Origin of the sequence: Pseudoalteromonas gelatinilytica (genome assembly GCF_001641615.1) — a bacterium.
GTDB lineage: Bacteria > Pseudomonadota > Gammaproteobacteria > Enterobacterales > Alteromonadaceae > Pseudoalteromonas > Pseudoalteromonas gelatinilytica.
Window position 1 is genome coordinate 337,947 of record NZ_LRRU01000020.1, and the last position, 24,454, is coordinate 362,400.

General features: G+C 40.7%; 20 protein-coding genes. 10 read left to right on the forward strand and 10 right to left on the reverse strand.

Annotated features, from left to right (window positions below; translation table 11 throughout):
* Position 1: 1 nt before the first annotated feature.
* Both NH153_RS14510 and NH153_RS14515 read right to left on the reverse strand, forming a co-directional pair.
* Positions 2-223 carry a DUF2788 domain-containing protein gene (locus NH153_RS14510; protein WP_036968243.1) on the reverse strand — a complete coding sequence of 74 codons (222 nt, stop codon included), beginning with the start codon at positions 221-223 and terminating at the stop codon, positions 2-4.
* 99 nt (positions 224-322) lie between these two features.
* A complete protein-coding gene (locus NH153_RS14515; protein WP_063705066.1) occupies positions 323-1,087 on the reverse strand; it encodes an alpha/beta fold hydrolase in 765 nt (254 codons plus the stop codon).
* Positions 1,088-1,218: 131 nt separating this feature from the next.
* Between NH153_RS14515 and seqA the strand changes: the two genes are divergently transcribed.
* From seqA to NH153_RS14545, 6 genes are all read left to right on the forward strand, one after another.
* The gene (gene seqA, locus NH153_RS14520) at positions 1,219-1,824 is read left to right on the forward strand and encodes a replication initiation negative regulator SeqA (protein ID WP_063705069.1); all 606 of its coding nucleotides are present in this window, start codon (positions 1,219-1,221) and stop codon (positions 1,822-1,824) included.
* Positions 1,825-1,840: 16 nt separating this feature from the next.
* Positions 1,841-3,478, forward strand: coding sequence for a phosphoglucomutase (alpha-D-glucose-1,6-bisphosphate-dependent) (gene pgm / locus NH153_RS14525; protein ID WP_063705070.1), 1,638 nt, complete (start codon positions 1,841-1,843; stop codon positions 3,476-3,478).
* A gap of 77 nt (positions 3,479-3,555) precedes the next feature.
* Positions 3,556-4,611 (forward strand): succinylglutamate desuccinylase, encoded by a 1,056-nt coding sequence (astE, locus tag NH153_RS14530; RefSeq protein WP_063705071.1) that lies wholly within the window; start codon positions 3,556-3,558, stop codon positions 4,609-4,611.
* Positions 4,612-4,880: 269 nt separating this feature from the next.
* Positions 4,881-6,095 carry a thiamine pyrophosphate-dependent dehydrogenase E1 component subunit alpha gene (locus tag NH153_RS14535; protein ID WP_063705072.1) on the forward strand — a complete coding sequence of 405 codons (1,215 nt, stop codon included), beginning with the start codon at positions 4,881-4,883 and terminating at the stop codon, positions 6,093-6,095.
* Positions 6,095-7,072, forward strand: coding sequence for an alpha-ketoacid dehydrogenase subunit beta (locus NH153_RS14540; RefSeq protein ID WP_063705073.1), 978 nt, complete (start codon positions 6,095-6,097; stop codon positions 7,070-7,072). The genes NH153_RS14535 and NH153_RS14540 overlap by 1 nt, the downstream gene beginning before the upstream one ends.
* A gap of 8 nt (positions 7,073-7,080) precedes the next feature.
* Positions 7,081-8,640, forward strand: coding sequence for a dihydrolipoyllysine-residue acetyltransferase (locus tag NH153_RS14545; RefSeq protein WP_063705074.1), 1,560 nt, complete (start codon positions 7,081-7,083; stop codon positions 8,638-8,640).
* A 51-nt stretch (positions 8,641-8,691) separates the two neighbouring features.
* On the opposite strand, the gene NH153_RS14550 is transcribed toward NH153_RS14545, so the two are convergent.
* Positions 8,692-9,864: a putative manganese transporter gene (locus tag NH153_RS14550; RefSeq protein ID WP_063705075.1), complete on the reverse strand. Its 1,173-nt coding sequence runs from the start codon at positions 9,862-9,864 to the stop codon at positions 8,692-8,694.
* A 71-nt stretch (positions 9,865-9,935) separates the two neighbouring features.
* Positions 9,936-11,561 carry a M28 family metallopeptidase gene (locus NH153_RS14555; RefSeq protein WP_063705078.1) on the reverse strand — a complete coding sequence of 542 codons (1,626 nt, stop codon included), beginning with the start codon at positions 11,559-11,561 and terminating at the stop codon, positions 9,936-9,938.
* A gap of 110 nt (positions 11,562-11,671) precedes the next feature.
* Between NH153_RS14555 and NH153_RS14560 the strand changes: the two genes are divergently transcribed.
* From NH153_RS14560 to NH153_RS14575, 4 genes are all read left to right on the forward strand, one after another.
* The gene (locus NH153_RS14560) at positions 11,672-12,484 is read left to right on the forward strand and encodes a DUF3025 domain-containing protein (RefSeq protein ID WP_063705081.1); all 813 of its coding nucleotides are present in this window, start codon (positions 11,672-11,674) and stop codon (positions 12,482-12,484) included.
* Positions 12,481-13,269 carry an ABC transporter ATP-binding protein gene (locus NH153_RS14565; protein WP_063705083.1) on the forward strand — a complete coding sequence of 263 codons (789 nt, stop codon included), beginning with the start codon at positions 12,481-12,483 and terminating at the stop codon, positions 13,267-13,269. Before NH153_RS14560 ends, NH153_RS14565 begins: the two co-directional genes overlap by 4 nt.
* Entirely contained in the window at positions 13,262-14,470 is a 1,209-nt protein-coding gene (locus NH153_RS14570; protein ID WP_063705085.1) for an ABC transporter permease, read from the forward strand. Before NH153_RS14565 ends, NH153_RS14570 begins: the two co-directional genes overlap by 8 nt.
* 174 nt (positions 14,471-14,644) lie before the next feature.
* Positions 14,645-17,683, forward strand: coding sequence for an ATP-binding protein (locus NH153_RS14575; protein WP_082874075.1), 3,039 nt, complete (start codon positions 14,645-14,647; stop codon positions 17,681-17,683).
* On the opposite strand, the gene NH153_RS14580 is transcribed toward NH153_RS14575, so the two are convergent.
* From NH153_RS14580 to NH153_RS14605, 6 genes are all read right to left on the reverse strand, one after another.
* Positions 17,680-18,513, reverse strand: a complete 834-nt coding sequence (locus tag NH153_RS14580) for a UDP-2,3-diacylglucosamine diphosphatase (protein ID WP_063705087.1) — start codon at positions 18,511-18,513, stop codon at positions 17,680-17,682. The two genes, NH153_RS14575 and NH153_RS14580, sit on opposite strands and share 4 nt — an antisense overlap.
* A 141-nt stretch (positions 18,514-18,654) precedes the next feature.
* Entirely contained in the window at positions 18,655-20,379 is a 1,725-nt protein-coding gene (locus NH153_RS14585) for a proline--tRNA ligase (RefSeq protein WP_063705089.1), read from the reverse strand.
* Positions 20,380-20,505: 126 nt separating this feature from the next.
* Positions 20,506-21,210: a tRNA (N6-threonylcarbamoyladenosine(37)-N6)-methyltransferase TrmO gene (tsaA, locus tag NH153_RS14590; protein ID WP_063705091.1), complete on the reverse strand. Its 705-nt coding sequence runs from the start codon at positions 21,208-21,210 to the stop codon at positions 20,506-20,508.
* Between the two features lie 99 nt (positions 21,211-21,309).
* The gene (locus tag NH153_RS14595; protein ID WP_063705094.1) at positions 21,310-21,882 is read right to left on the reverse strand and encodes an outer membrane beta-barrel protein; all 573 of its coding nucleotides are present in this window, start codon (positions 21,880-21,882) and stop codon (positions 21,310-21,312) included.
* 237 nt (positions 21,883-22,119) lie between these two features.
* The gene (locus tag NH153_RS14600; RefSeq protein ID WP_054561436.1) at positions 22,120-22,584 is read right to left on the reverse strand and encodes an acyl-CoA thioesterase; all 465 of its coding nucleotides are present in this window, start codon (positions 22,582-22,584) and stop codon (positions 22,120-22,122) included.
* 102 nt (positions 22,585-22,686) lie between these two features.
* Positions 22,687-24,333, reverse strand: coding sequence for an electron transfer flavoprotein-ubiquinone oxidoreductase (locus NH153_RS14605; RefSeq protein WP_063705096.1), 1,647 nt, complete (start codon positions 24,331-24,333; stop codon positions 22,687-22,689).
* Positions 24,334-24,454: the final 121 nt, after the last annotated feature.

Consider the following 24,454-nt stretch of genomic DNA (forward strand, 5'->3'; position numbering starts at 1 on the left):
TCTAGCCCACACCTGCGCCTTGCCAGAAGACTTGAATAAGTCCTTTCGCTATAAACCCAGAACAGCCTAAAAATAGCACTAACCAAACGATGTATCGGCCAAATCGTGGTACATCACCTTTTTTAAGGACGTCTTGAATTGCCATTCCAATAAAAAAGAAAATACCGGCTAAGCCAAAATACAACCCTAAGGTATCAAATTCGTTAATTAACTGACTGACCATCAACGTATAAACCTTTAAATTAAACGGCGCGTACTATAGCACACAAATTTGTAATAATTTAGTGCGCACGATCAAAAACAGCGAATTTTATCAGGCCTATTATTGCGCTAAAAAATCACTGATTGCTTTATTTACAGCAAGTGGTTTTTGCGCATGAAGCCAGTGACCTGCACCATGAATAATTTTTGCTTTCGCATTAGGAAATAACGCCATAATAGCAGGGCGGTGCTCTGCTAAAATATAGTCTGAATCATTACCTTTAACGAATAAAGTATCACATAAACAAGAATCATTTTCATCAACTTGCGCTAAAATATTTTCATATTGCTGGTATAAAACCGCTAAATTAAAGCGCCATTGATAGTGACCTTGCTCATTCTTGGCAAAGCTTTTTAATAAAAACTGACGGACACCCATTTCATCAATATGTTTGGCAAGAATTTCATCAGCTGCTTTTCTATCTGTGACATTCGATTGTGCAACTTCGTTAAGGCCTGCAAAAATAGCACTGTGCCTTGGGTTATTCGCAACAGGAGAGATGTCTAACACAACAAGTTTATCAATAAGCTGTGGGTGATTAAGAGCTAATTGCATGGCTACTTTGCCACCCATTGAGTGACCTATGATGTGCGCTTTACTAATATTTAGATGTTCAAGTAACTCACTGACATCTTTCGCCATAGTGTGATAATTCATCGTATCGCTGTGGAATGACTTACCATGATTGCGTAAATCGATATTTGTTACGCGGTAATTTTCAGATAAAGCTTTAGCAATAACATTGAGGTTTTCAAGCGAGCCAAACAAACCGTGGATCAATACAACGTCTGAACCTTGACCCATTTGTTGGTAGTTTAATAGCATTTTCAACTCCTAATTTTAATGGCAGTATTTTGCCTAGTGAAATTACAAATTGCAAAACATAGAGAATTGCTGCGAGCTTAGGTATAATCATTGAGAACTTTTAAAATGTGACCCGTAAAGACAGGAATAACATGAAAAAAATCGACATAGACGACGAGTTATATCAATACATCGCAAGTAACACGCAAAGTATTGGTGAAAGTGCATCAACCATTTTACGTCGTTTATTAAACCTCTCTGATGGCACTAATGCCCCAGTTGAAACAACGACTACCAAAACTGAACAAGAAACCCCAGTTGTTGAAGTACAAGAAGAAATAAAACAAGAATTAAGCCCGCAATCGAGCACTGAAGATACAGAACATGCAGTTGAGACTGTCACAGCACCGACACAAGTTAAAGGTAATGTGTTTAATGTTCTTAATAAAGAAGAGCTCGCAATGCAAAAAGGTGTTGTTGGTCGTTTCTTATTTATTCTTGCGGCTCTTTATAGAACGCATAAAACTGATTTTGCAAATGTGCTTGAGATTAAAGGCCGTGACCGTGTGTATTTTGCAACAAGTAAAGAAGCATTACTTGAAAGCGGTAGCAGCATGAATCCAAAAAATATCACTGATACAGAGTATTGGGTGATGACAAATTCAAACACAACCAGAAAGAAAATGATGCTTCACGAAGTAGCACTGTGCTTAGGTTACAGCGCAGATGAAGCAGAAAAAATACGTGATTACTTATAATCCATAAGGAAATAATATGGCGATTCATCCAGATGCAGGCAAGCCTGCACCGCAAGAAAGCTTAGTGAATGTACCAAAACTGATCTCAGCTTATTACTTAAATGAACCAGACCTAGAACAAAATCCAGAACATTGCGTTGCATTTGGTACGTCTGGCCATCGTGGTTGTTCGTTCGATGTAAAATTTAATGAATCGCATATTTTAGCGATCACGCAAGCAATTTGTGATTACCGTAAAGAAAACAATATTTTTGGCCCACTTTTCTTAGGTAAAGATACTCACGCGTTAAGTGAAGCAGCTTTTAATTCTGCAATTGAAGTACTTGTAGCGAACGAAGTACAAGTCATAGCACAAGAAAATGATGACTACACACCAACACCCGTGATCAGCCATGCTGTTGTTTGCCATAACAAAGCAAACCCAAATGAACTTGCTGATGGTATTGTGGTAACACCTTCACATAATCCACCAGAAGATGGCGGCTTTAAATATAATCCGCCAAATGGTGGTCCAGCTGATACTGATGTAACAAAGTGGATTGAAGACAGAGCAAACCAATTATTGTTAGAAGATTTGGTAGAAGTGGAGTTATTCCCTTATGCAAAAGCATCACGCTCTGGCTTTATTAAGTATCAAGATTTGATTACACCTTATGTTGATGATTTAGTTAATATCGTTAATTTAAAAGCGATTAGCGATGCAAAAATCAAAATTGGTGTGGATCCACTTGGTGGTTCAGGTATCAATTTCTGGCCAGTTATTGCAGAAAAATATAATTTAGACTTAACGGTCGTAAATAAGTCTGTTGATCCAACATTCTCGTTCATGCCTTTAGATAAAGATGGCAAAATCCGTATGGATTGTTCATCTCCTTATGCAATGACAAACCTTATTGCATTAAAAGATGACTACGATATTGGCATTGGCAACGACCCTGATTATGACCGTCACGGTATTGTTACGCCTGACGGTTTAATGAACCCAAATCACTTTTTAGCGGTCGCTATTGATTACTTACTAAATAACCGTGAATGGTCAAACGATGTTGCAATTGGTAAAACGCTCGTATCTAGCGGTATGATTGATAAAGTCGTTGCACGTAATAACCGCGAAGTAAAAGAAGTCCCAGTAGGCTTTAAGTGGTTTGTTGAAGGCTTAAGCAAAGGTACGCTTGCTTTCGGTGGTGAAGAAAGTGCAGGGGCGTCATTCTTACGCTTCGATGGTACAGTTTGGAACACAGATAAAGATGGCTTTATTTTAGGTCTACTTGCTGCTGAGATTTTAGCAGTAACGGGTAAAACACCGTCGCAGCTTTACAAAGAGCTTGAACAAGAGTTCGGTGCACCTATTTATAAACGTATTGATGCACCAGCGAATGCTGAGCAGAAATCACGTTTAAAAGCGTTATCAGCAGATGATGTGACTGCTAGCACGTTAGCAGGAGACGCTATTACACAAAAGCTGACTCATGCTCCGGGTAACAATGCTGCTATTGGTGGTTTAAAGGTTGTGACTGAAAATGGTTGGTTTGCAGCACGTCCATCAGGTACCGAAGACATCTATAAAATTTACCTTGAATCATTCAAAGGTGAAGAACATCTAGCATTATTAGAAAAAGAAGCAAAGAAACTGGTTGATTCAGTAATTAGCTAATTTTTTTCATCTATCAAAACGGCTGATATTATCAGCCGTTTTTGTATTCTACTCTCACGCATTTTTAGGATAGAACAATGAGCTATTCAACCCCGTCATATCTTGACGAATTAAAATCTACCGGCGACTTCTTAACACTCACTCGCAGCAATGAATTTTCACTTGAGCCAACGTCATTCACCCTTAAAAATGGCACAGAGGTCACAATTCACGATACGGGTATCATTGAGTTTCAACCAACACAGCAAACAAACAAAGATATTGTGCTTTCAAGTGCTATCCATGGTAACGAAACTGCGCCAATTGAGATCTGCGATCAATTAATCAAGTCAATCATTACAAACGAACTTGAACTAAAGCAGCGTGTTTTGTTTATTTATGGTAATCCTAAATCAATTAATATCGGTAAACGTTTTGTCGATGAAAACTTAAACCGCTTGTTTAATGGTCATCATACTGTAGAAGGTATTGCCTCAAACCCTGAGCGAGTGCGTGCGAAGCTACTTGAAGATGTGGTTGCTGATTTCTTTGCTAGAGGCAGCGAGGGGAGTGAGCGTTTTCATTATGATCTACATACGGCAATTCGTGGCTCTAAAAATGAAAAGTTCGCAGTGTATCCTTTCTTACATGGTAAACCATGGAAAAAATCACAACTGCAATTTCTACTTAGCTGTGGCGTAAATACAGTATTAATGATGAAATCTGCAGCTACTACCTTTAGTTACTACTCATCGTTTGTACATGGCGCTGATTCGTTTACAGTTGAACTAGGCCAAGTAAAGCCATTTGGTGAAAACGACATGTCACGATTTGAGAAAACCAAACAAACCTTAATTGCATTAATTAGCCAAGAATCGATTCAATACAAAGAATTCAATGCAGAAGACTTTGAGTTGTTTTCAGTTTATAGAACAATAAACCGTACTTCAGAAGATTTTAGCTTTCCATTTGCTGATGATGTCGAAAATTTCACCGGGTTTGCGAAGGGGGAATTATTAGCTGTAGATGGTCAGACCAGATATGAAGCGGATGTAGACGGTGAAGCAATTATCTTCCCAAACGCAGATGTGGCCTTGGGTCAGCGCGCTTTGCTTACCGTTATCCCAATGCAAGTTGATAGCAACTTTATTTAAAATCTCTGCATTAACACCCATCTAAATTAAGTTAACTGTATGACTTTTAAGGTTTTATTTTGTTGTATAGTTAACTTTCCATGCGTTTTTAGCCATTTAGCGCCTATTCGTCTATGATTAGTTGAATAACAACTTACGTTAACGTAAAGTGACGGCAGTTTAATTTAATTAGATTGAATATTGCGCAAACTTTATCCTTACAGCTTATGCTGATAAAAATACAAATAAGGGCAGTGGCGTAGGTTTCTGACAACGAAAGAAGGTAGGTTATGAGTAATCCAAATAACGTATCGCTAAACATTAATCATGAACTGTCATTTATTGATGGTCACGCATTAACGATCCCTACATTAAGCATTCTTAATGAGGAAGGCGACATCTACGAAGGTGCAACCGCACCTGATATCGACAAAGCAACAGCAATCCGTTTATACGAGACAATGCGTTTTATTCGTGCGCTGGATGAGCGTATGCAGGCTGCACAGCGTCAAGGTCGCGTAAGCTTTTACATGCAATGTTTAGGTGAAGAAGCGGCTGTAACTGCATCAGCAGCAGCCCTTGATCAAAACGACATGATCATGGCCCAATACCGTGAGCAAGCTGCTCTACGTTATCGTGGTTTTAGTCTTGACCAATTCATGAACCAAATGTTCTCAAATGAAAAAGATTTAGGTAAAGGCCGCCAAATGCCAATTCACTATGGCTCTCGCGAACTTAACTACATGACCATTTCATCACCGCTTGGTACACAAATTCCACAAGCAACAGGCTATGCGTACGGTCAAAAAGTACGTCATATCGATGCCCAAACTGGCGAGTTAAATAGCACAATTGATAACATCACTATTTGTTATTTCGGTGAAGGTGCTGCCTCTGAGGGTGATTTCCATGCTGGTTTAAATATGGCCGCAGTTCACGAAGCACCGGTGATCTTCTTTGCACGTAATAACGGCTATGCGATTTCAACACCTGCAGAAGAGCAGTTTAAAGGCGATGGTATTGCATCACGTGGTGTCGGTTATGGCATTAAAACAATCCGTGTTGATGGTGCTGATGCTCTTGCTGTGTATGCTGCAACCAAAAAAGCCCGTGAGATTGTTACCACTCAAGGTGAACCTGTTTTAATTGAATCAATTGCTTATCGTTTAGGTGCTCACTCTACAAGTGACGATCCAAGCGGTTACCGTAGTAAAGATGAAGAAGCGAAACATAAAGGCTGCCCAATCGAGCGTTTCCGCAAATGGTTATTAAAGCAAGGTTGGTTAGACGAGGCGCAAGACGCTAAAGATAAAGAAGCTATTCGTGAAGAGATCTTAGCGGCTCTTAAGCGTGCAGAGAAGGTTGCAAAACCTGCTTTAGAAGAGCTTATTTCTGACGTATACGATACGCCAATTCCATCACTGCAAAAACAATACGAACAATTAAAAGAGCATATTTTGCAGCATCCTGATGCTTATCCAACAACTGCAGGGAGATTAAAGTAATGGCTAAAATGAACATGCTTCATGCAATTAACTCTGCCCTTGATATCACCATGGCAGAGCATCCAAATGCCTGTATTTTTGGTGAAGATGTTGGTTATTTTGGTGGTGTATTCCGTGCTACATCCGGCTTACAAGAAAAATATGGTAAGCACCGTGTGTTCAATACACCATTAACAGAACAAGGTATTTTAGGTTTTGCCAATGGCTTAGCGGCATTTGGTGCGCCGGCATTAGCCGAAATTCAATTTGCAGATTATATTTTTCCTGCATTTGACCAAATCGTGAATGAATCAGCTAAATTCCGTTACCGTAGTGGTAATGAATTTAATGTTGGCAACCTAACAATTCGCACCCCTTACGGCGGTGGTATTGCGGGTGGTTTATATCACTCTCAATCACCAGAAGCTTATTTTGCTCATACACCAGGTTTGAAGTTGGTTGTACCGCGTAACCCGTATCAAGCAAAAGGCTTACTTCGTGCTTCAATCAAAGACAATAACCCTGTTATTTTCTTTGAGCCGAAACGTTTATACCGTGCATCAACTGGCGAAGTACCAGAAGAAGATTACAGCATCGAACTTGGTAAAGCTGAAATCGTGCAAGAAGGCACTGATGTTACTTTACTTGCTTGGGGTGCGCAGATGGAAATCATCGAAGATGCCGCTAAAAAAGCAGCAGAGCAAGGTATTAGCTGTGAAGTAATCGACTTACGTACCATTTTACCGTGGGATGTTGAGACTATTGCTAAATCAGTGACCAAAACGGGTCGTTTAGTGGTTAGCCATGAGGCACCTATTACCAATGGTTTTGGTGCAGAAATCGTTGCAACAATTCAACAAGAGTGTTTCTTACACCTTGAATCGCCAATTGCTCGCGTGTGTGGTTTGGATACACCATACCCATTAGCACTTGAAAAAGAATATGTGCCGGATGCACTTAAAGTGCTTGCTGCGATTAAGCAATCAGTAGAGTTTTAGGAGTCAGTATGTCTAAAGATTTTATCTTGCCAGATATCGGCGAAGGCATCGTAGAGTGTGAAATTGTTGAATGGTTAGTGGCAGAGGGCGAGTCAGTAAAAGAAGATCAGCCTATTTGTGATGTTATGACCGACAAGGCGCTTGTGCAAATTCCTGCTGTTCATGATGGTGTGATCAGTAAGCTTTATTATGCAAAAGGTGATATTGCAAAAGTTCATGCGCCATTATTTGCTATGGATGTTGATGGCGAAGCGCCAACACAAAGTGAAGAAACGAAAGCTCCGGCAGTTACAACAGGGTCGGCTGAACACTTAGAAGACTTTATTTTACCAGATATCGGTGAAGGTATTGTCGAGTGTGAAATTGTTGAGTGGTTAGTCAGTGAAGGCGACGAAATCGTTGAAGACCAAGCTGTGTGTGATGTTATGACAGACAAAGCATTGGTACAAATTCCGGCTAAATACACAGGTAAAGTAGAAAAGCTTTATTATCAAAAAGGCGATATTGCAGCGGTTCACAGCCCATTATTCCAAATGAGCATTGCCGGCCAAAGCGCAGAGCCAGATGTAAGCTCAGCGGTAGTTAAAGCACAAACAAATGCAGCGACTAAACCTGCACAGAAGCCTGCGGCTTCAACAAACTCTAGCAAACAACTTAATAAGAAAGCAGTTGCTTCACCGGCTGTTCGTCGTAAAGCCCGCGAACTTGATGTTGATTTAACGCAAGTACCAGGGTCTGGTAAAAATGGCCGTATTTACAAACAAGATATCGAAGATTTCTTGAATGAAACGCCAAGCCAAGCAGCATCACAACAAGCTGCGCCAAAAGCGGCAGAGCCTGTATCAACTACAGCGTCTGCTGGTGGTCGTCGTGTTGAGCCAATTAAAGGCATTAAAGCGGCAATGGCGAAGCAAATGGTTGCCTCAGTTTCGACAATTCCTCACTTTACTTTCTGTGATGAAATTGACCTAACAAAACTGATTGCAATGCGAAGTGAGCTAAAAGAGCAGTACAAGCAACAGGGCGTTAAGCTCACGATGATGCCGTTCTTTATCAAAGCAATGTCGTTAGCGATTAAGCAATTCCCAGTACTTAACTCGCAAGTGAATGATGATTGTAGCGAGCTGACTTACTTTGATGATCATAACATCGGTATGGCCGTTGATTCTAAGATTGGTTTACTCGTACCAAACATTAAATCATGTCAATCTAAGAGCATTGTCGATGTTGCTAACGAAGTTACCCGCTTAACTGAAGCGGCACGTGATGGTCGTGTTTCACCAGATGACTTGAAAGGCGGCACTATTAGCATTTCTAACATCGGTGCGATTGGTGGCACAATTGCAACCCCGATCATCAATAAACCTGAAGTAGCGATTGTTGCTTTAGGTAAACTGCAACATTTACCTCGATTTGATGCGCAAGGTAATGTGATTTCAGCAGCAATCATGCAAGTAAGCTGGTCTGGCGACCACCGTGTGATTGATGGTGGAACAATTGCTCGCTTTAACAACTTGTGGAAGTCTTATTTAGAAGATCCTGCAAAAATGATGATGGCGATGAGCTAAATCAGTAAGCATTAAAAAACCAGCCTCGGCTGGTTTTTTTAATTCTACGGCTTATATGCCGTAAAAATACAGCCCATAACCGAGTAACAGCGCAGGTATTGTTGAATACACTGTCGCCATTAGTGCAGCTTTTGGTGCTAAGGCGATAGCCGGGAATAGGGCATCGCCATCATTTGATATCGCATTGGCTGCCATCGCACTAAATGGAATAATACCTTGTATATACAGTGTCATTACAACAATTTGTGGCCCGCAGCCAGGTAATAAGCCAATAGCCACAGCCACCAGCGGTGCCAGATAGGCATAGTCAGAAAACCAAGCAGTTAAATCAACGCCAACTAGATTAACGAGAATTTCGAACAGCATAAAACTGGCAACAACCCAAGCTGTGACAAAGTGCGTGTCCATTAACACTTTCGTGAGCTTTGAGGGAGGTGTGCAAGGCGCTTCTTCACTGGTTACTTGCTTATAGCTGCTGCCTTTTGATGAAAGTGCCCATACAACCACAGTAAATAGCGCCATGATCGAGCCAAACAGGGTGATGCCAGTGTTAACGCTATGACTAAATGCGCTCAGGTCAGAGTTGGTCGCTATGACAGAAGCAATAATTAAGCTTGGTATTAAGGTAAATTTCCAAATAGGTCGGCTAAACTTCAAAGCGCTTGGTTGGCATTGTGGCTGCTCGTGGTATTCACCAGCTTCATCAGGTTGAAATTGATTGGGGTTATGAAAGGTATTAACTATCTGACCGCTAATAATACCCACAGCAACACCGATTAACATCATTAATAAACCATCAAGCGGGCGGGTTGCCAAAAGTAAAAATGCGGCATCGCCCATGGTTGCTGTTAATACGGCAACGACAGAGCCAAAGCTAGCTTGTTTTTTGGTAAATTGGGTTACAACGATTATCGCACCCCCACAGCCAGGTAAAGCACCTAAAATAGACGCAAAGCCCACCTCTAAAATGCCTGATTTAGCGCGTAAATAGCTAAGCTGCAATTGAGGAAGTCGATCAATAAGGTAGTAATAGATTAATAAGGTGGCTGCAACAAACACAGATACTTGAAAAAAAGCATCACTTAATGCTTGTAGGGTAAACTCTCGGCTTGCAGGTAATGCTAGGGCTATTAGCAATAGAAGAGGTAAAAATAAGCGTTTATTGTCCGTAATATAACACCTCGCTTTGTGTGGAAAAAACCTCGTTTGTGTCAATAAAAGCATACAGTGCAACCTATCAATTAATCAGGTTACACTGTAGTATCAAATTAAATGAAAATCAATCTCATTTGTATTTATTTGCGTTGGAACTCTGAAGTCGCATTCCAAGTCGGCCATTCTTTACGTTCAGAGATATCAAAACCTACTTGATAGAATAGCTGAAGGTCCTGAACGGCACCTGATAAATCCCACTCATCGCGGTAACGGTCACATGGCTGATGGTAACAACCCCGAAGCACTAGGCTCATACGCTTACGGTAATTTGCCGTTTCTTCATCAAGAGCTTCACTACCACCACCGGCATACATTGCAGGGACACCCATGTTTGCAAATGCAAAGTGATCAGAGCGGTAGTAACCACCTGAAGACGGTTTAGGGTCGCCAGATACTGTACGGCCTTGTGCTTTTGCAGCTGTTTCTAGCAGGCTATCCATTTCTGATTTACCAATACCAACAACACTGATGTCTTTTACTTTACCTAATAGGTTTAAGCTATCCATGTTGATGTTGGCAACCGTTTGCGACGCAGGGATCACTGGGTGTGCAGCGTAATACTTTGAGCCAAGTAGCCCTTGCTCTTCTGCAGTAACAGCTAAGAATGTCATTGAGCGACTAGGGTGCTCAGGTAAAGTAGCAAATGCTTCTGCAACTTCAATTAAACCCGCTGTGCCTGTCGCATTATCGTGGGCACCATTATAGATTTGGTCGCCTTTACGGGTTTTATCAGTACCAAGGTGATCCCAGTGAGCAGAGTAAATGATGTGCTCATTAGGCTTTTTGCTACCCGGTAACGTCGCGATAAAGTTATACGAAATTGATTTTTTGATTGTGTTGTTTACTTCAACGCTCGCAGTTAGGTCGCCCATATCAACATGGTAAGCGCCTTTTGCCGCATTAGCTTTCATGGTATCGAAATCTAAGCCTGCTTTTGTGAAAAGCTCTTTAGCAACATCAGTTGTTACCCAGCCTTCAACAGCAACGCGATCCATGTTGTTATTTTCTTTTTGGAAACCAAATTGCTCACCGCTCCATGAGTTTTCAACTACAGACCATGGATAAGAAGCTGGTGCTGTTTCGTGGATGATAATCGCACCTGCTGCACCTTGACGGCTTGCTTCTTCATATTTGTACGTCCAACGACCGTAATAGGTCATGGCATCGCCCGTGAATAAATCAGGGTTTTTAGTTGCAAAACCCGGATCGTTTACCAGCATCACAACAGTTTTGCCTTTGACGTCTAAACCTTCGTAGTCGTTCCAGTTGTACTCTGGTGCATTAACACCGTAGCCAACGAATACTAATTCAGAATCTTTAATACTTTGTTTTGCACTAATACGGCTGCTACCCATTACCATGTCTTTTTTGTATTGGTAATCTTTACCGCCAATGCTAAGAACCATGTTTGAGTCTGCTTCAAGTGAAACAAGCGGTACTTCTTGTAAAAAGCTATCACCGTTACCCGGTTCGAAACCAAGCGCTTTAAATTGCTCTGTTAAATAGGCAAGCGTGAGCTCTTCACCTTTAGATGATGGTGCACGACCACCGAACTCGTCAGATGCAAGCACTTTAATGTGCTCTGCAAGTTGCTCTGCGTTAATGCTTTGATAGGCTTTTTCGACATCACTTGATGTGATACTTGTTGAAGCACAGCCAGCAAGAATGGCACTTGCAAGTACTGTGAGTGGAAAATAGCGTTTCATAATAGCTCTTTTTTTGTTTTATGGTGGCATTAGTATATGAGGTTCTATTAATGAGAACCAGTTTTTACGGTAAACTACCCACAATACATCAAGAAGTTAAAAATTAAGCAATGAAACGATTTACTGCTCCTGAGCAATGGTCAACGCAATACCTTACAACGGGTGCTTTTAGTGACCTAGCCACACTATTTAAGATCGATAAACTGTCAGATTGGCCATCTTGCCAATGGTTTAGTCAATACCTCAATGCCGAAACGTCACAAGGCACTGCGATTAGTTTTGTTGAAGATGAAAAGTTTGCAGATGAAACCCGTTATTATGAGCAAATCATATTTGAGACAGGGCAAGTACCAACAAGACAACAAAATTGGCATGATCTTTTTGGTGGCTTTATTTGGTGTTTATTCCCAAAAACCAAAGCCTTGATCAATCATCAGCATATTGAAGAAATTAAACTGCATGGTCTAAAAGAGCGTAGTAAACACCGCAATGCGCTTACTTTATTTGATGAATGCGGCGTGGTTCTCGCGATTACTGAGCAAAGCTGGCAGCAGCAATTACGCGACCATCAATGGCAGCAGGCCTTTGTAGAACAACGAGAACAATGGGGTAAAAGTATTAGGCCATTTATGTTTGGTCATGCTAATTACGAAATGCTTACTCAGCCGTATATTGGTTTAACGGGTAAAGCATTATTTGTAATTGTACCTAATGACATATTTTGTAAAGATTTAAGCGAGCAATATGCGTATCTAGATCAACGGCTTTATGAGATGATAAAAGTCGATGATTGTTTACGTGATAATAAAAATTTATCACCTTTACCCTTGTTAGGCGTACCAGGATGGTGGACTGACAATGAAAATCCAGAATTTTACAGTAACACTGATTACTTTAGACCGAAACGAAGGAAACGCACATGATTGAAGTGGCAGGGCTTAAAAAGAAGTTTAAGCTAACAAAAGATCATAAAAAAAATAAAACGGACAACATAGACCCCCGTGAAGATAAAGAGTTTTTTCATTCTGTAAGAGACGTCAGCTTTCAATGTAACAAAGGTGAAGTACTCGGTTTACTTGGCCCAAATGGTGCTGGTAAAACAACCACCCTTAGAATGATTTCAACAGCCTTAAAACCCGATGAAGGCAGCATTACCATTTCTGGTCACGATATTGTTAAAAAACCTTTGGTTGGCCGCAAATCAATTGGATTTCTATCTGGTAGTACAGGCTTATACGGTCGTTTAACGGTAAAAGAAAACGTCGAGTATTTTGCCCGCTTACATGGCATGAGTAAAAAAGCAGTCGCAGCACGTTGTGACGAGTTATTCACCTTGCTTGATATGCACAATTTTATTGATAAACGCGCCGAAAACCTCTCAACAGGTATGAAGCAAAAAGCCAATATTGCTCGTGCAGTCGTTCATCACCCTGACGTGGTTATACTCGATGAGCCAACGACTGGTTTAGACATTATGACTACACAAACCGTAATTAACTTTATTCGCGGCCTTAAAGAGCAGGGCACACCGGTTATTTTCTCAACGCACCATTTAGATGAAGTTGCCTTACTGTGTGACCGTGTTGCGGTGATAAACCAAGGTATCAGTTGCTTTGATGGCACTTTAGATGAGTTTAAACAAACGGGTCAAAGCGAAGAGCTAAACCAAGCGTTTATGAATATTTTGACGGAGAGTCGTAATGTTTGAAGTATTTAAAAAGGAATTAAGAGAGCTGTTACGTGACCGTAAAACATTGATTTTCGTGGTCGCATTACCAGTTGCTGTTTTCCCATTATTATTTGCAATTATGGCCTTTATCAGTTCACAAGCGGCGTTAGAGGCAGAACAAGAGGTCCACACTTACGCCATTATTAATGGTAACTATGCACAAGAGTTTACAGATAAGGTGTTTTACCATAAAAGCTTTGCTTTATATAAAGGCGACGAAACCTTTAATACGGTAGAAGAGCTCACCAAAGCGGTTAAAGCAGGCACCATCGACATGGGGATCTATTTACCGTCAGACGCAAAGCAAACACTAGATGATGCCAAGCAAAGCGAATGGCAAGTTGTATATAACGACGCTAAGGCAATTAACTTTTTGTTTGACCGTGTAAAAGAGCTTGCAAAAGAGTATGGCGATAAACTGCGCACGACAAAGCTGTTAAGTTTTGGTGTATCAGAGCAGCAGCAAGCCGCCATTATTGAGCCTATTAAAGTGGTGAAGGTCGACACTGCTGATAAACGTGAAAATCTCGGTGAGAAAATTGGTGGGTTTATTCCTTACCTACTCATTCCTCTTGTATTAATGGGCGCAACATATCCGGCGATTGATCTCGGTGCTGGTGAAAAAGAGCGTGGTACACTCGAAACCCTTCTACTTACACCAATCACCCGTACACAGCTGGTGTTAGGTAAGTTTGTAACCTTGCTTGCTTCTTCAATTGCAACAACCACCATTACCGTACTCAGTATGGGGGTGTGGATATCAGTGGCCATTGCATTTGTAGATTTAGCAGTTGTTAAAAACGCATTTAGCTCTTTAACGGTATTAGATTTAGGGCTGATTTTTGTGTTGTTATTGCCTATAGCTGCAATCTTCTCATCATTAGCGCTGGCTATTTCTATATATGCGCGAACCTTTAAAGAAGCACAAAACTACATGGCACCACTAAGCATGGGTGTCATTTTTCCAATTATGGTTGCTTTAATGCCGAATGTTGAACTGACGAGCAAAACCGCTTTTATTCCTGTGACAAACGTTGCGTTGGCAATAAAAGAAATCATTAAAGGCACCGTCGATTACACACTTGTGGGTTTAATTTTCCTAGCGACAGTGATTGTCGCAGGTGCATTACTCGCATTTTGTGTTAAATGGTTTAATAAAGAAGATGTCTTGTTTAGATAAGCGATTTATTGATTTTACCTAATGATAAAGCACCATTTTGGTGCTTTATTTGTTTATGAGCTTATCTAAGTGCTTGCTAGTTCTTATTAATTAATATTTTTTCTGTATACTCCTCCTTTGCTATCAATCTCTCCTATACTCTAATGCAGAGTAGAAAAGAAGGCTTTCGATTCAATGGATTCTGGACATTCAGCGCATTTCTATCAACGTCATAAATTACCAATACTGGCATTATGTATTCTTTTAGTATTGGGCATTTTTGTTACTGTAAAATATGAATATGATCTACGAGAAGATGTGTTCACTCGCACCTTTGAACAGATGCAGCGAGAGCTCGACACTAAAGAAAGTGTATTAAAAACAAGTTTAAGAGAGAATATTTCAGCACTTAACTTTTTAGATTCAACGCCGCCAGTGCTTGCAATCATGCGTGCTACAAATGATCAAAATATCGATCCCGTTTTAGGCACGCCTATCTCAGCATGGAAAGACCGCCTAGCAAAAATCTTTACTGGTTTTATGTCAACAGATAAAGACCTCGCACAAGCTCGGTACATTTATATTGCTGATAATGGCAAAGAAGTTGTGCGGGTTGATAGTTTAAATGGTCAGGCTTATAGAGTGGCTGATGACAAGTTACAACACAAAGGCCAACGTGATTACATGCAAATTACGGCAAAGCTTGAAAATGGCCAAATTTACATTTCACCCATTAACTACAATCGTGAAAATGGCCGTTTACAACAGCCTTATATCAGCACATATCGGATAGCCAAATTAGTAAAAGATAATGAAGGTAAGCCGTTTGCAGTGTTGATCCTCAACTATTATGCAGCCGATTTGCTTAATAAGCTTACCAGTAACACCGCTGATAATCTGTCAGTGTATTTACTAAATGCGCAGCAACAATTTATCTATCATCCAAAGGAATCATACCGTTTTAGTTTTGAGCTGGATGATGCTCATTACTGGTCTGAAGAATTTAGCACTGAACAACAAATGGCAGGCGTTGATTTTTTTGATGTAGTTAACTTGCCCGAAAAATTATATGTTCAGAAAATTATTGAGTTTAACAATGGCGTTCAAATGCAGCCACTGACACTGGCTGTTTCAATAAATACAGATACATTGCTCAATGAAATACATCAAAAGCGATTAAGGTTTATTGGCATATTATGCTTAATCATTTTTGCAGTCATGATGTTATTTATAGTTTATCAACGTGACATCAACAGAAAAATTGAGCTCAGTTTTTTAAAAGAAAAAAACAGCAAAATAATTGAAAGCTCAACAGATGCCATCATTATGGTTCAGCCAAATGGCGTTATTTGTAATGCTAATGAAACAGCAAAAACATTTTTTGGTATCAAAGAACAAACGACCCATTTTGATACTTTATTTAATTATAATGATGAAGATTTTCAAGGGATTGGACAAGCCATAAAAGAGGGACAGCGATGCTCGTTTGAAGCGGTCCACATTAGCGAACAAAACACACACTACTTTTCTATCACTATGGCACCAGTCTTTGATGCTGCAAAACAGCAGTACCAAATAGCTGCCATACTGCGCAATATCGATTCACTAAAGTGTGCTCAACATCAACTTGAAAAGCTTAATGTGACTTTAGAAGAAAAAGTAAAAAGTCGCACAGCAGAACTTGAAAAGGCGACCGAAGAAGCATTAGCGGCCAGTAAAGCGAAAAGTGAATTTGTCGCTAATATCTCCCATGAAATCCGCACTCCGATGAACGGTGTTCTCGGTATGCTGGAAATGCTTGAAGAAGAGCCATTATCTACTCAGCAAATGCAATACTTACACTACGCGAATACCAGTGCAAACTCATTGATGACATTGATCAATGACATTCTAGATTTTTCAAAAATAGAAGCTGGTAAACTTGATTTAGATAGTCACGCGTTTGATGTTGTTTCAGTGTGCAGTGATTTAATAACGTCGATGGCTGTACAAGGACAGAAAAAAGGCCTTGAAATACTGTTTGATGCGCATGCTATCACTCAGCGAACCGTGATGGGTGATAGCCACCGCTTAAAACAAATTCTCAATAATTTATTGAGTAATGCATTTAAATTTACCCACAAGGGTCATGTTAGCTTAACGGTAAAAGAGCAGCTGCATTCAGACAATACGCTTTGCCTAAGCTTTGTTGTTGAAGATACAGGTATTGGTATTTCAAAAGAAAACCAAAGTAAATTGTTCGAAGTGTTTACACAAGAAGACTCAAGTACAACGCGCCATTATGGCGGTAGTGGCTTAGGACTTTCAATCAGTCGAAAACTCGCTCAGTTAATGGGGGGCGATATTATCGTAGAGAGTGAAAAAGGTCAGGGCAGCCGATTTTGGGCAAGTATTTGTGTATCAATAAGTGAATCGCCAAAAGGCCAACATCAGATCAATCTACTTAATGATAAACAAGTAGGCTGTGCGCTTCACTATGATTTACTAGCTAGCAATGTTGAGCTGCAACTAGAAACACTATGCCAGCATCAACGACCTACAATAACACGTTTATCCGATGTATCTGAAAACGCCTTTAAACAATTAGACTTACTGATTATCGACCACAAACACCCTGATTTTAATACTGTTTTAGGTTTAGCATCACACTATCCAGATAAACATGTATTAATTTTAGGTGTAATGGCATCGCTTAAGCAAAAGCAAACATTACCAGGTAACTGTACGGTTATAGCAAAACCAGTGACCCCGGATGAATTGGCTTATAAACTGGCTGTGTTGTTCAATGATAAAGACGCTGTAATTGAGCGTAAATCCCCTGATGACAAGGAACGTATTGAGCTGGATTTAACAGCTCGTTCAGTGCTTATTGTCGACGATAACATGATCAATATTGAAGTGAGCAAAGCGATTTTAAGAGATAGCCATGTGCATATTGAGTCTGCCGGTGATGGTCTAGAAGCACTTGAGGTATTAAACAACAGTGATACTCAGTTTGATCTGATTTTAATGGATTGCCAAATGCCAAACTTAAACGGTTATGACTGTACTAAAGCAATCCGACAAGGTAAAACAGGCCCAAGGTATCAAGATGTGGTGATCATTGCGATGACCGCAAGCGCCATGGCTGGCGATAGAGAAAAATGCTTAAGTGTTGGCATGAATGACTATATTACCAAGCCCATTAAACAAGCCACATTGCGCAAAAAGCTCTCAATGTGGCTGAAAGCTTAAGCGGCATCTTGGTTTTTATTTAATGCAGGTTTAGGTGTCAGTGTACTAATGTCTGCAGAGTGAATCACTTTTTGTGTTTCACTCCAATGTAGTAGCTCAATACGGCCAGCACTGTTTTCAACTAACGCAGTACAGTTTTCAATCCAATCACCATCATTGCAATATAAAATGCCATCAACCACTTTAACGGTTGGGTGATGAATATGTCCACAAATGATGCCATCGACGGCTTGTTTTTTTGCTTCGTGAATGGCCGCTTTTTCAAATGCATCAATCGCTTCGCGCGCTTTATGCACTCGCGCTTTGATCCAAGAGGCCAATGACCAATAATTACCACCAAATAAACGGCGAATGCGATTAGTCCAGCGATTTAAAAATAGTAAAAAGTCGTATCCTGCATCGCCTGCAATACTGATTAATTTGTTGTAACGCGTTGCTGAGTCAAAATCGTCGCCATGTAGAAGTAAAAACCGTTTATTGGCTTTTGTGGTATGGATATATTGCTTATGTACTTCGATACCGAATAATGAATCATTAGCATAATGGCGAAAGGTTTCGTCATGGTTTCCCGGTATATAAATGACGCGCGTGCCATCTTTCGCTTTTTGTTGAATAAGCGCCAGCACATCGTAATGGCTTGGGTGCCAGAAAAATTGCCGTTTCATTGACCATAAATCAACAATATCACCGACCAAATACAGTACATCGCATTCAATAGCATTTAAAAAGTCTAGTAAGTACTGTGCTTGGCAGTCTTTGTAGCCTAAGTGAACGTCGGAAATCCAAACGGCAGGATAGTGGGTTTTACTACTGCAAGTGCTGTTATTCATGGCATTTACTCATGGTGTAATAAAGTAAATGCTAGGTAGGAACGATGACAGTTAAAAGACGCTTTAACGAAACATCTATGACAATTAATAAAACAAAAAAACCGCCGAAGCGGTTTTTTATATTTTGTAAAGCTGACTAAATTAGCCTTTAGTCAATGCTGCGATCTCTGCCACTGCAGTGTCTAAATCAAGCATTAACTTTTCACCAGTACGACGGTTTTTAAGCTCAACCTTGTTTTCGTCTAGGTTACGCTCACCAATAACGAGTGTGAAAGGTACACCTAGCAGTTCCATATCGTTAAACATTACACCAGGGCGCTCTTTACGGTCATCAAACAACACGTCTAAACCGGCTTCTTTCAAGCCTTTGTATAGGTTTTCAGCGATATCAGGAATACGATGAGACTTATGCATGTTCATTGGTACAATTGCTAAGTCAAATGGTGCGATTGGTTGTGGCCATTTAATACCGTATTGGTCGTTGTTTTGCTCAATTGCCGCCGCGACGATACGTGAAACACCAATACCATAACAACCCATTGTCATTATTTGGTTTTTACCAGACTCACTCAGTACGCCAGCTTTCATTGCTTCTGAGTATTTAGTCCCTAGTTGGAAAATATGACCCACTTCAATACCACGTTTGATTTGCAGTGTACCTTGACCACAAGGGCTTGGGTCGCCTTCAACGATGTTACGAATATCGGCTACTTGGTAGTTTTCTACATCGCGATCCCAGTTGATACCACTGAAGTGTTCGCCATCTTTGTTTGCACCCGCAACAAAGTCAGCTAAAACATTAGCAGAGCGGTCAACAATGATTGGCATTGTAAGGCCTACTGGACCTAATGAACCTGGTTTTGCACCAATAGCAGCAACGATATCTTCTTCTTTCGCCATTTCAAGCGGTGAGTCTACTAGTGGGTGTTTTTCAGCTTTTAGCTCGTTTAACTCATGGTCGCCACGTAATACAAGGGCAACTAAACCACGTTGTTCGTTTTCATCTGGCGCACCATACACGATTAATGTCTTAACACCGCGATGAGGTTTAACACCATAATATTCTTTCAGCTCAGCGATGGTTTTTGCATCAGGCGTTGGGAACGCTTTTAACTCTTTGCTTGCTGCTGGGCGTTCTTCAGTCGGTGCTAATGCTTCTGCTTTTTCGATGTTGGCAGCGTAATCACTTGCATCACTAAATGCGATTGCATCTTCACCTGACTCTGCAAGTACATGGAACTCATGTGAAACGCTACCACCGATAGAGCCGGTATCCGCGATAACAGGGCGGTAATCAAGACCAAGACGCTCGAAGATATTACAGTAAGCTTTGTGCATTACTTGGTAAGTTTTCTCTAAACACTCATCACTTAAGTGGAAAGAGTAAGCGTCTTTCATAGTGAATTCACGGGCACGCATTACACCAAAGCGAGGGCGAACTTCGTCACGTACTTTAGTTTGTACTTGATATAAAGTAAGTGGTAATTGCTTATAAGAGCTCACTTCTTTACGCACAAAATCAGTGATCACTTCTTCGTGAGTTGGACCAAGGGCAAATGGGCGGTTGTGACGGTCATTGATACGCAGTAATTCAGGACCGAATTGCTCCCAACGACCAGACTCTTCCCACAGATCAGCTGGTTGGATAATTGGCATTAACATTTCGATAGCGCCTGCTTTATCCATCTCTTCACGTACAATGTTTTCTACTTTTTTTAGTACGCGTAAACCAGAGGGCAACCATGTATACAAACCCGACGCAACGCGGCGGATCATGCCTGCTCGTAGCATTAATTGATGAGAAACAATTTCTGCATCAGACGGAGTTTCTTTAAGTGTTGCGAGTATATATTGACTGGTACGCATCTCTATTCCAAGTAGTGTTAAAATTATTATCGTTTACTCAAGACGTTTGAGTAGTAACAAGGCGCTAAGTTTACCAGTGGACGCACTGACACTAAAGCGCTATGTGTTAAAAAAAGTGCAAAAAAGCTAGCATTTTTCAATGCTGGTCACTGTATTATGATTATCTTGAACATGCCACCTAATATTAAAATCATATAGGGTCATGCCGTAGCTTTGATCAGACTCGCGTTGTTTTTTATAAGCTGGGCGAGGATCTTGCTTTAATACATTGGTGATAAACGCTTTTAATTCAGGTTGTTCGGTCTGTTTTTCGATAAACGCAAGGGCTTCTTCGCTAAACTCGACACTCATATCGGTTTCTGGTCGGGTATCGGCAAAACCAGCACTGGCATCCGTCATGGCATCTGAATAGGGTAAATAAGGCTTAATATCTAAGATTGGTGTGCCATCAAGTAAATCGATACCGGATAACAACAAGCTTAACTGACCATTTTTATATTCGATGCCCTCTAATTTTACGGCACTCATGCCAATTGCATTGGGGCGAAAGGTTGCACGTGTCGCAAATACACCTTTACGTTCATTACCGCCTAGGCGAGGGGGTCTCACCATCGCTGAATACCCCTTATCAGCGGTTTCATGAAATCTGAATAGTAGCCAAATATGGCTAAATTCATCGAGGCCGCGTACAAACTCTTCACGATTAAAATCGCTACTAAATACCAGCTTTGCTTTCGCTTCAGGAACCAAACGAGGTTGGCGTGGTATGGCAAACTTTTGTTTGTATGGAGATTGAATGTGGCCGACGGCAGTTAATTGGTATTCGCTCATTGTGCATTGTCGTTAAGAAAATCTGCCGACATTCTACATGCAAACGTAAAAAAAGGCAGTCGAGACTGCCTTTTTAACAATTAGACTGTTAAGTCTAAATTAAAACATGTATTGGAATGATACAGACGCTACATCCATATCTGGGTCAATGTCATCTTCTAATTCATAGCGTTCATACTCTAAACGAACTTGCATGTTTGTTGTGAAAGCATATTCAATACCTGCACCATAAAACACGTCGCCGCCATCTGTATCGGCACTAATGCTACCAAGCTCACCTAAATCTTGCTCGATTTCAGCATCCCATTCTAGCCAGCCACCTTTGGCATATACAGAAAAGCTATCTGTAATTGGTGCTGCCAAACGTGCTGCAAGTGAAACACCGTCAATTTCAGCCTTTGAATCGATATCACTTACTTCATCAAAATTTTGATACGCAAGTTCCAGGCTTAAGTACTTGTTAAACTGAGTACCGATATAGCCTTTAAGCATTTGCGAATCATCATCGAAGTCAGTGTCATTTTCGCTGTCTTCAAATTGGAAAGAATATTGGCCGTAGCCGATACCGGTATAAATACGCGGAGAATCCATTTCGGTAATATCTGCATGTGCAGCATTGTTAAAACCTAGTAGTGCTAAAGAAAGTGCAGAAAGTGAAATTGCTTTAATCATTTAATAGCTCCTTTATAAAATAAATAAACGAATGTTTCGCGTCATTCACAAGGAGTATTGCAATGGCAATGCCAATACAAAATTAAAGCCTAAAGTATTGTTTTTAGGCTTTAATCAGCGGGTTTTTGCGCAGTTTGTTGAAACTGTAATCAGCCATTCAGTTTGGCAGTCGTAACAATTTCAGGGTGCTCTGTAGAAGTTACTAGGTACAGTTTATATTTTTTGTTGCTTTAAGTTTTAGGCTTTTTGTAAAAGAGTTTCTGTTTCTATCGCGATCTCTTTCATTTTTATCGCATAGTTTTCAATTTTCTTTTCTTCGTCTGTCACGGCAGTATATGAAGGTACTTCGATGGGGTAACCTGCTTCATCCATCGCTATAAAACTAATAACACAATGATTGGTTTCAACTAGATTTTGTGTTTTAGGGTCTCCGCAGCGTACTTGAATAAAGATTTGCATGCTGGTTTTACCCGTGTGGGCGATACTGGCTTTCACTTCGACTATTTGGCCAACCAGAATAGGGCGCTGAAACTTTACACCCGCAACAGACACAGTAACGCAGTAATGACCGCTCCAACCTGCAGCACAGGCGTAACCAGCTTGGTCAATCCATTTCATTACTACACCACCATGAACCTTACCGCCAAAATTGACATCGGTAGGCTCAGCTAAAAAACGAAAGGTTACACTTGAAGACGGCATACTTTACTCACTTATTAATTCACGACAGTTTCAGCATAGCCTAAAAAAGGGGCCGAAGCCCCTGCAATTTAGGATAAATTTTAATTAAATGAGTAACGTGCGTTACATATTAGGGTAGTTTGGCCCGCCAGCGCCTTCAGGTGTTACCCAAGTAATGTTTTGACTTGGGTCTTTTATGTCGCAGGTTTTACAGTGCACACAGTTCTGTGAGTTGATCACAAATTCTTTCTGACCTTCGACATCTTGTACTTCGTATACACCTGCAGGGCAGTAGCGTTGTGCTGGTTCATCGAATTGCGGTAAATTTACGGCAATAGGGATCGAGTTATCTTTTAGCTTTAAATGACATGGCTGCGATTCTTCATGATTGGTATTAGATAAAAACACCGATGAAAGTTTATCGAAGCTTAGTTTGCCGTCTGCTTTCGGGTAATCGATTTTTTTGGCCTGATCAGCTGCAACTAAAGTGGCATGGTCTGGCATGTTATCTTCAAAGTTAAACGGTAAGCTGCCACCAAATAGGTTTTGATCGATTGTGTTATAAGCACCACCTAAGAACTTACCAAGTTTATGCATTACAGGGCCAAAGTTGCGTGATTGATAGAGCTCTTTGTACGCCCAGCTTTGTTCAAAGGCTGATTTATATTCTACTAAATCGGCATTTTCTTTACCGTCGGTAAGGGCTGCAACGATTACATCAGCGGCAACCATGCCCGATTTCATGGCTGTGTGGTTACCTTTGATCTTGGCAAAGTTCAATGTGCCCGCATCACAACCTACAAGTAAACCACCCGGGAAGTGCATTTTCGGTAAAGAGCGCAGGCCACCTTTGGCAATAGCTCTTGCTCCATAGGCTATGCGTTCACCGCCTTCTAAAACATCTTTAAAAACAGGGTGATGTTTCATGCGCTGGAATTCATCAAACGGGCTTAAATGGGGGTTTGAATAGTTAAGATCGACAATTAAGCCAACCACAACCTGATTGTTGTCGCTGTGATACATAAATGCACCACCACTGGTATCACCAGTTAACGGCCAGCCTGTACCATGTACTACAGTGCCTTCTTTGTGTTTACTCGGGTCGATTTGCCAAATTTCTTTGAACCCTAAACCGTAATGCTGTGGAGACGCATCTTTATCAAGGGCAAAGTGTTTGATTAGTTCTTTACCTAAATGACCGCGGCAACCTTCGGCAAATACTGTGTATTTAGCTCTAAGCTCCATCCCCGGCATATAACCATCTTTTTCGTTGCCGTCTTTATCAAGACCCATATCGCCAGTGATAATGCCTTTCACTGTGTCGTCTTCAATAATTAAAGAATGCGCAGTAAAGCCTGGGAAGATTTCAACCCCTAAGTTTTCCGCTTGCTCAGCTAAAAAGCGGCACACATTACCCATAGAAACAATGTAATTGCCTTCGTTATGGAATGTTTTAGGGCTAGCAAATTGGGGGATGCTGGTGGCTTTTTCACTGTTATTGAACCAGTAAATATCATCTTGCGTTACTTTAGTAGTAACCGGAGCACCTAATGATTGCCAATCGGGTAATAACTCATCCAGCGCTTTGGTTTCAAAAACTGCGCCCGATAAAATGTGTGCGCCCACCTCAGAGCCTTTTTCTACCACACAGATCATTAATTCTTGTTGTTTTTCTTGTGCTTGTTGAGCCAATCTAATCGCAGTTGATAAACCTGCTGGGCCTGCGCCTACGATGACTACATCAAATTCCATGGTTTCGCGTTCGACCATATAAACCTCTTCTCGGTGACGGACCTGCTGTAAAGAACCTTATTTCATACTTGCAAATGAAACGTTACAGGCTGTGAATACTTTAAGGTTATTTTAGGTTGACGTTTACGTCAACAGGAAG

Bases quoted from the DNA above. Each gene is read 5' to 3' on its own strand.
- NH153_RS14510 (WP_036968243.1), bottom strand. From the start codon at position 223: ATGGTCAGTCAGTTAATTAACGAATTTGATACCTTAGGGTTGTATTTT.
- NH153_RS14515 (WP_063705066.1), bottom strand. From the start codon at position 1,087: ATGCTATTAAACTACCAACAAATGGGTCAAGGTTCAGACGTTGTATTG.
- seqA (WP_063705069.1), top strand. From the start codon at position 1,219: ATGAAAAAAATCGACATAGACGACGAGTTATATCAATACATCGCAAGT.
- pgm (WP_063705070.1), top strand. From the start codon at position 1,841: ATGGCGATTCATCCAGATGCAGGCAAGCCTGCACCGCAAGAAAGCTTA.
- astE (WP_063705071.1), top strand. From the start codon at position 3,556: ATGAGCTATTCAACCCCGTCATATCTTGACGAATTAAAATCTACCGGC.
- NH153_RS14535 (WP_063705072.1), top strand. From the start codon at position 4,881: ATGAGTAATCCAAATAACGTATCGCTAAACATTAATCATGAACTGTCA.
- NH153_RS14540 (WP_063705073.1), top strand. From the start codon at position 6,095: ATGGCTAAAATGAACATGCTTCATGCAATTAACTCTGCCCTTGATATC.
- NH153_RS14545 (WP_063705074.1), top strand. From the start codon at position 7,081: ATGTCTAAAGATTTTATCTTGCCAGATATCGGCGAAGGCATCGTAGAG.
- NH153_RS14550 (WP_063705075.1), bottom strand. From the start codon at position 9,864: ATGCTTTTATTGACACAAACGAGGTTTTTTCCACACAAAGCGAGGTGT.
- NH153_RS14555 (WP_063705078.1), bottom strand. From the start codon at position 11,561: ATGAAACGCTATTTTCCACTCACAGTACTTGCAAGTGCCATTCTTGCT.
- NH153_RS14560 (WP_063705081.1), top strand. From the start codon at position 11,672: ATGAAACGATTTACTGCTCCTGAGCAATGGTCAACGCAATACCTTACA.
- NH153_RS14565 (WP_063705083.1), top strand. From the start codon at position 12,481: ATGATTGAAGTGGCAGGGCTTAAAAAGAAGTTTAAGCTAACAAAAGAT.
- NH153_RS14570 (WP_063705085.1), top strand. From the start codon at position 13,262: ATGTTTGAAGTATTTAAAAAGGAATTAAGAGAGCTGTTACGTGACCGT.
- NH153_RS14575 (WP_082874075.1), top strand. From the start codon at position 14,645: ATGGATTCTGGACATTCAGCGCATTTCTATCAACGTCATAAATTACCA.
- NH153_RS14580 (WP_063705087.1), bottom strand. From the start codon at position 18,513: ATGAATAACAGCACTTGCAGTAGTAAAACCCACTATCCTGCCGTTTGG.
- NH153_RS14585 (WP_063705089.1), bottom strand. From the start codon at position 20,379: ATGCGTACCAGTCAATATATACTCGCAACACTTAAAGAAACTCCGTCT.
- tsaA (WP_063705091.1), bottom strand. From the start codon at position 21,210: ATGAGCGAATACCAATTAACTGCCGTCGGCCACATTCAATCTCCATAC.
- NH153_RS14595 (WP_063705094.1), bottom strand. From the start codon at position 21,882: ATGATTAAAGCAATTTCACTTTCTGCACTTTCTTTAGCACTACTAGGT.
- NH153_RS14600 (WP_054561436.1), bottom strand. From the start codon at position 22,584: ATGCCGTCTTCAAGTGTAACCTTTCGTTTTTTAGCTGAGCCTACCGAT.
- NH153_RS14605 (WP_063705096.1), bottom strand. From the start codon at position 24,333: ATGGTCGAACGCGAAACCATGGAATTTGATGTAGTCATCGTAGGCGCA.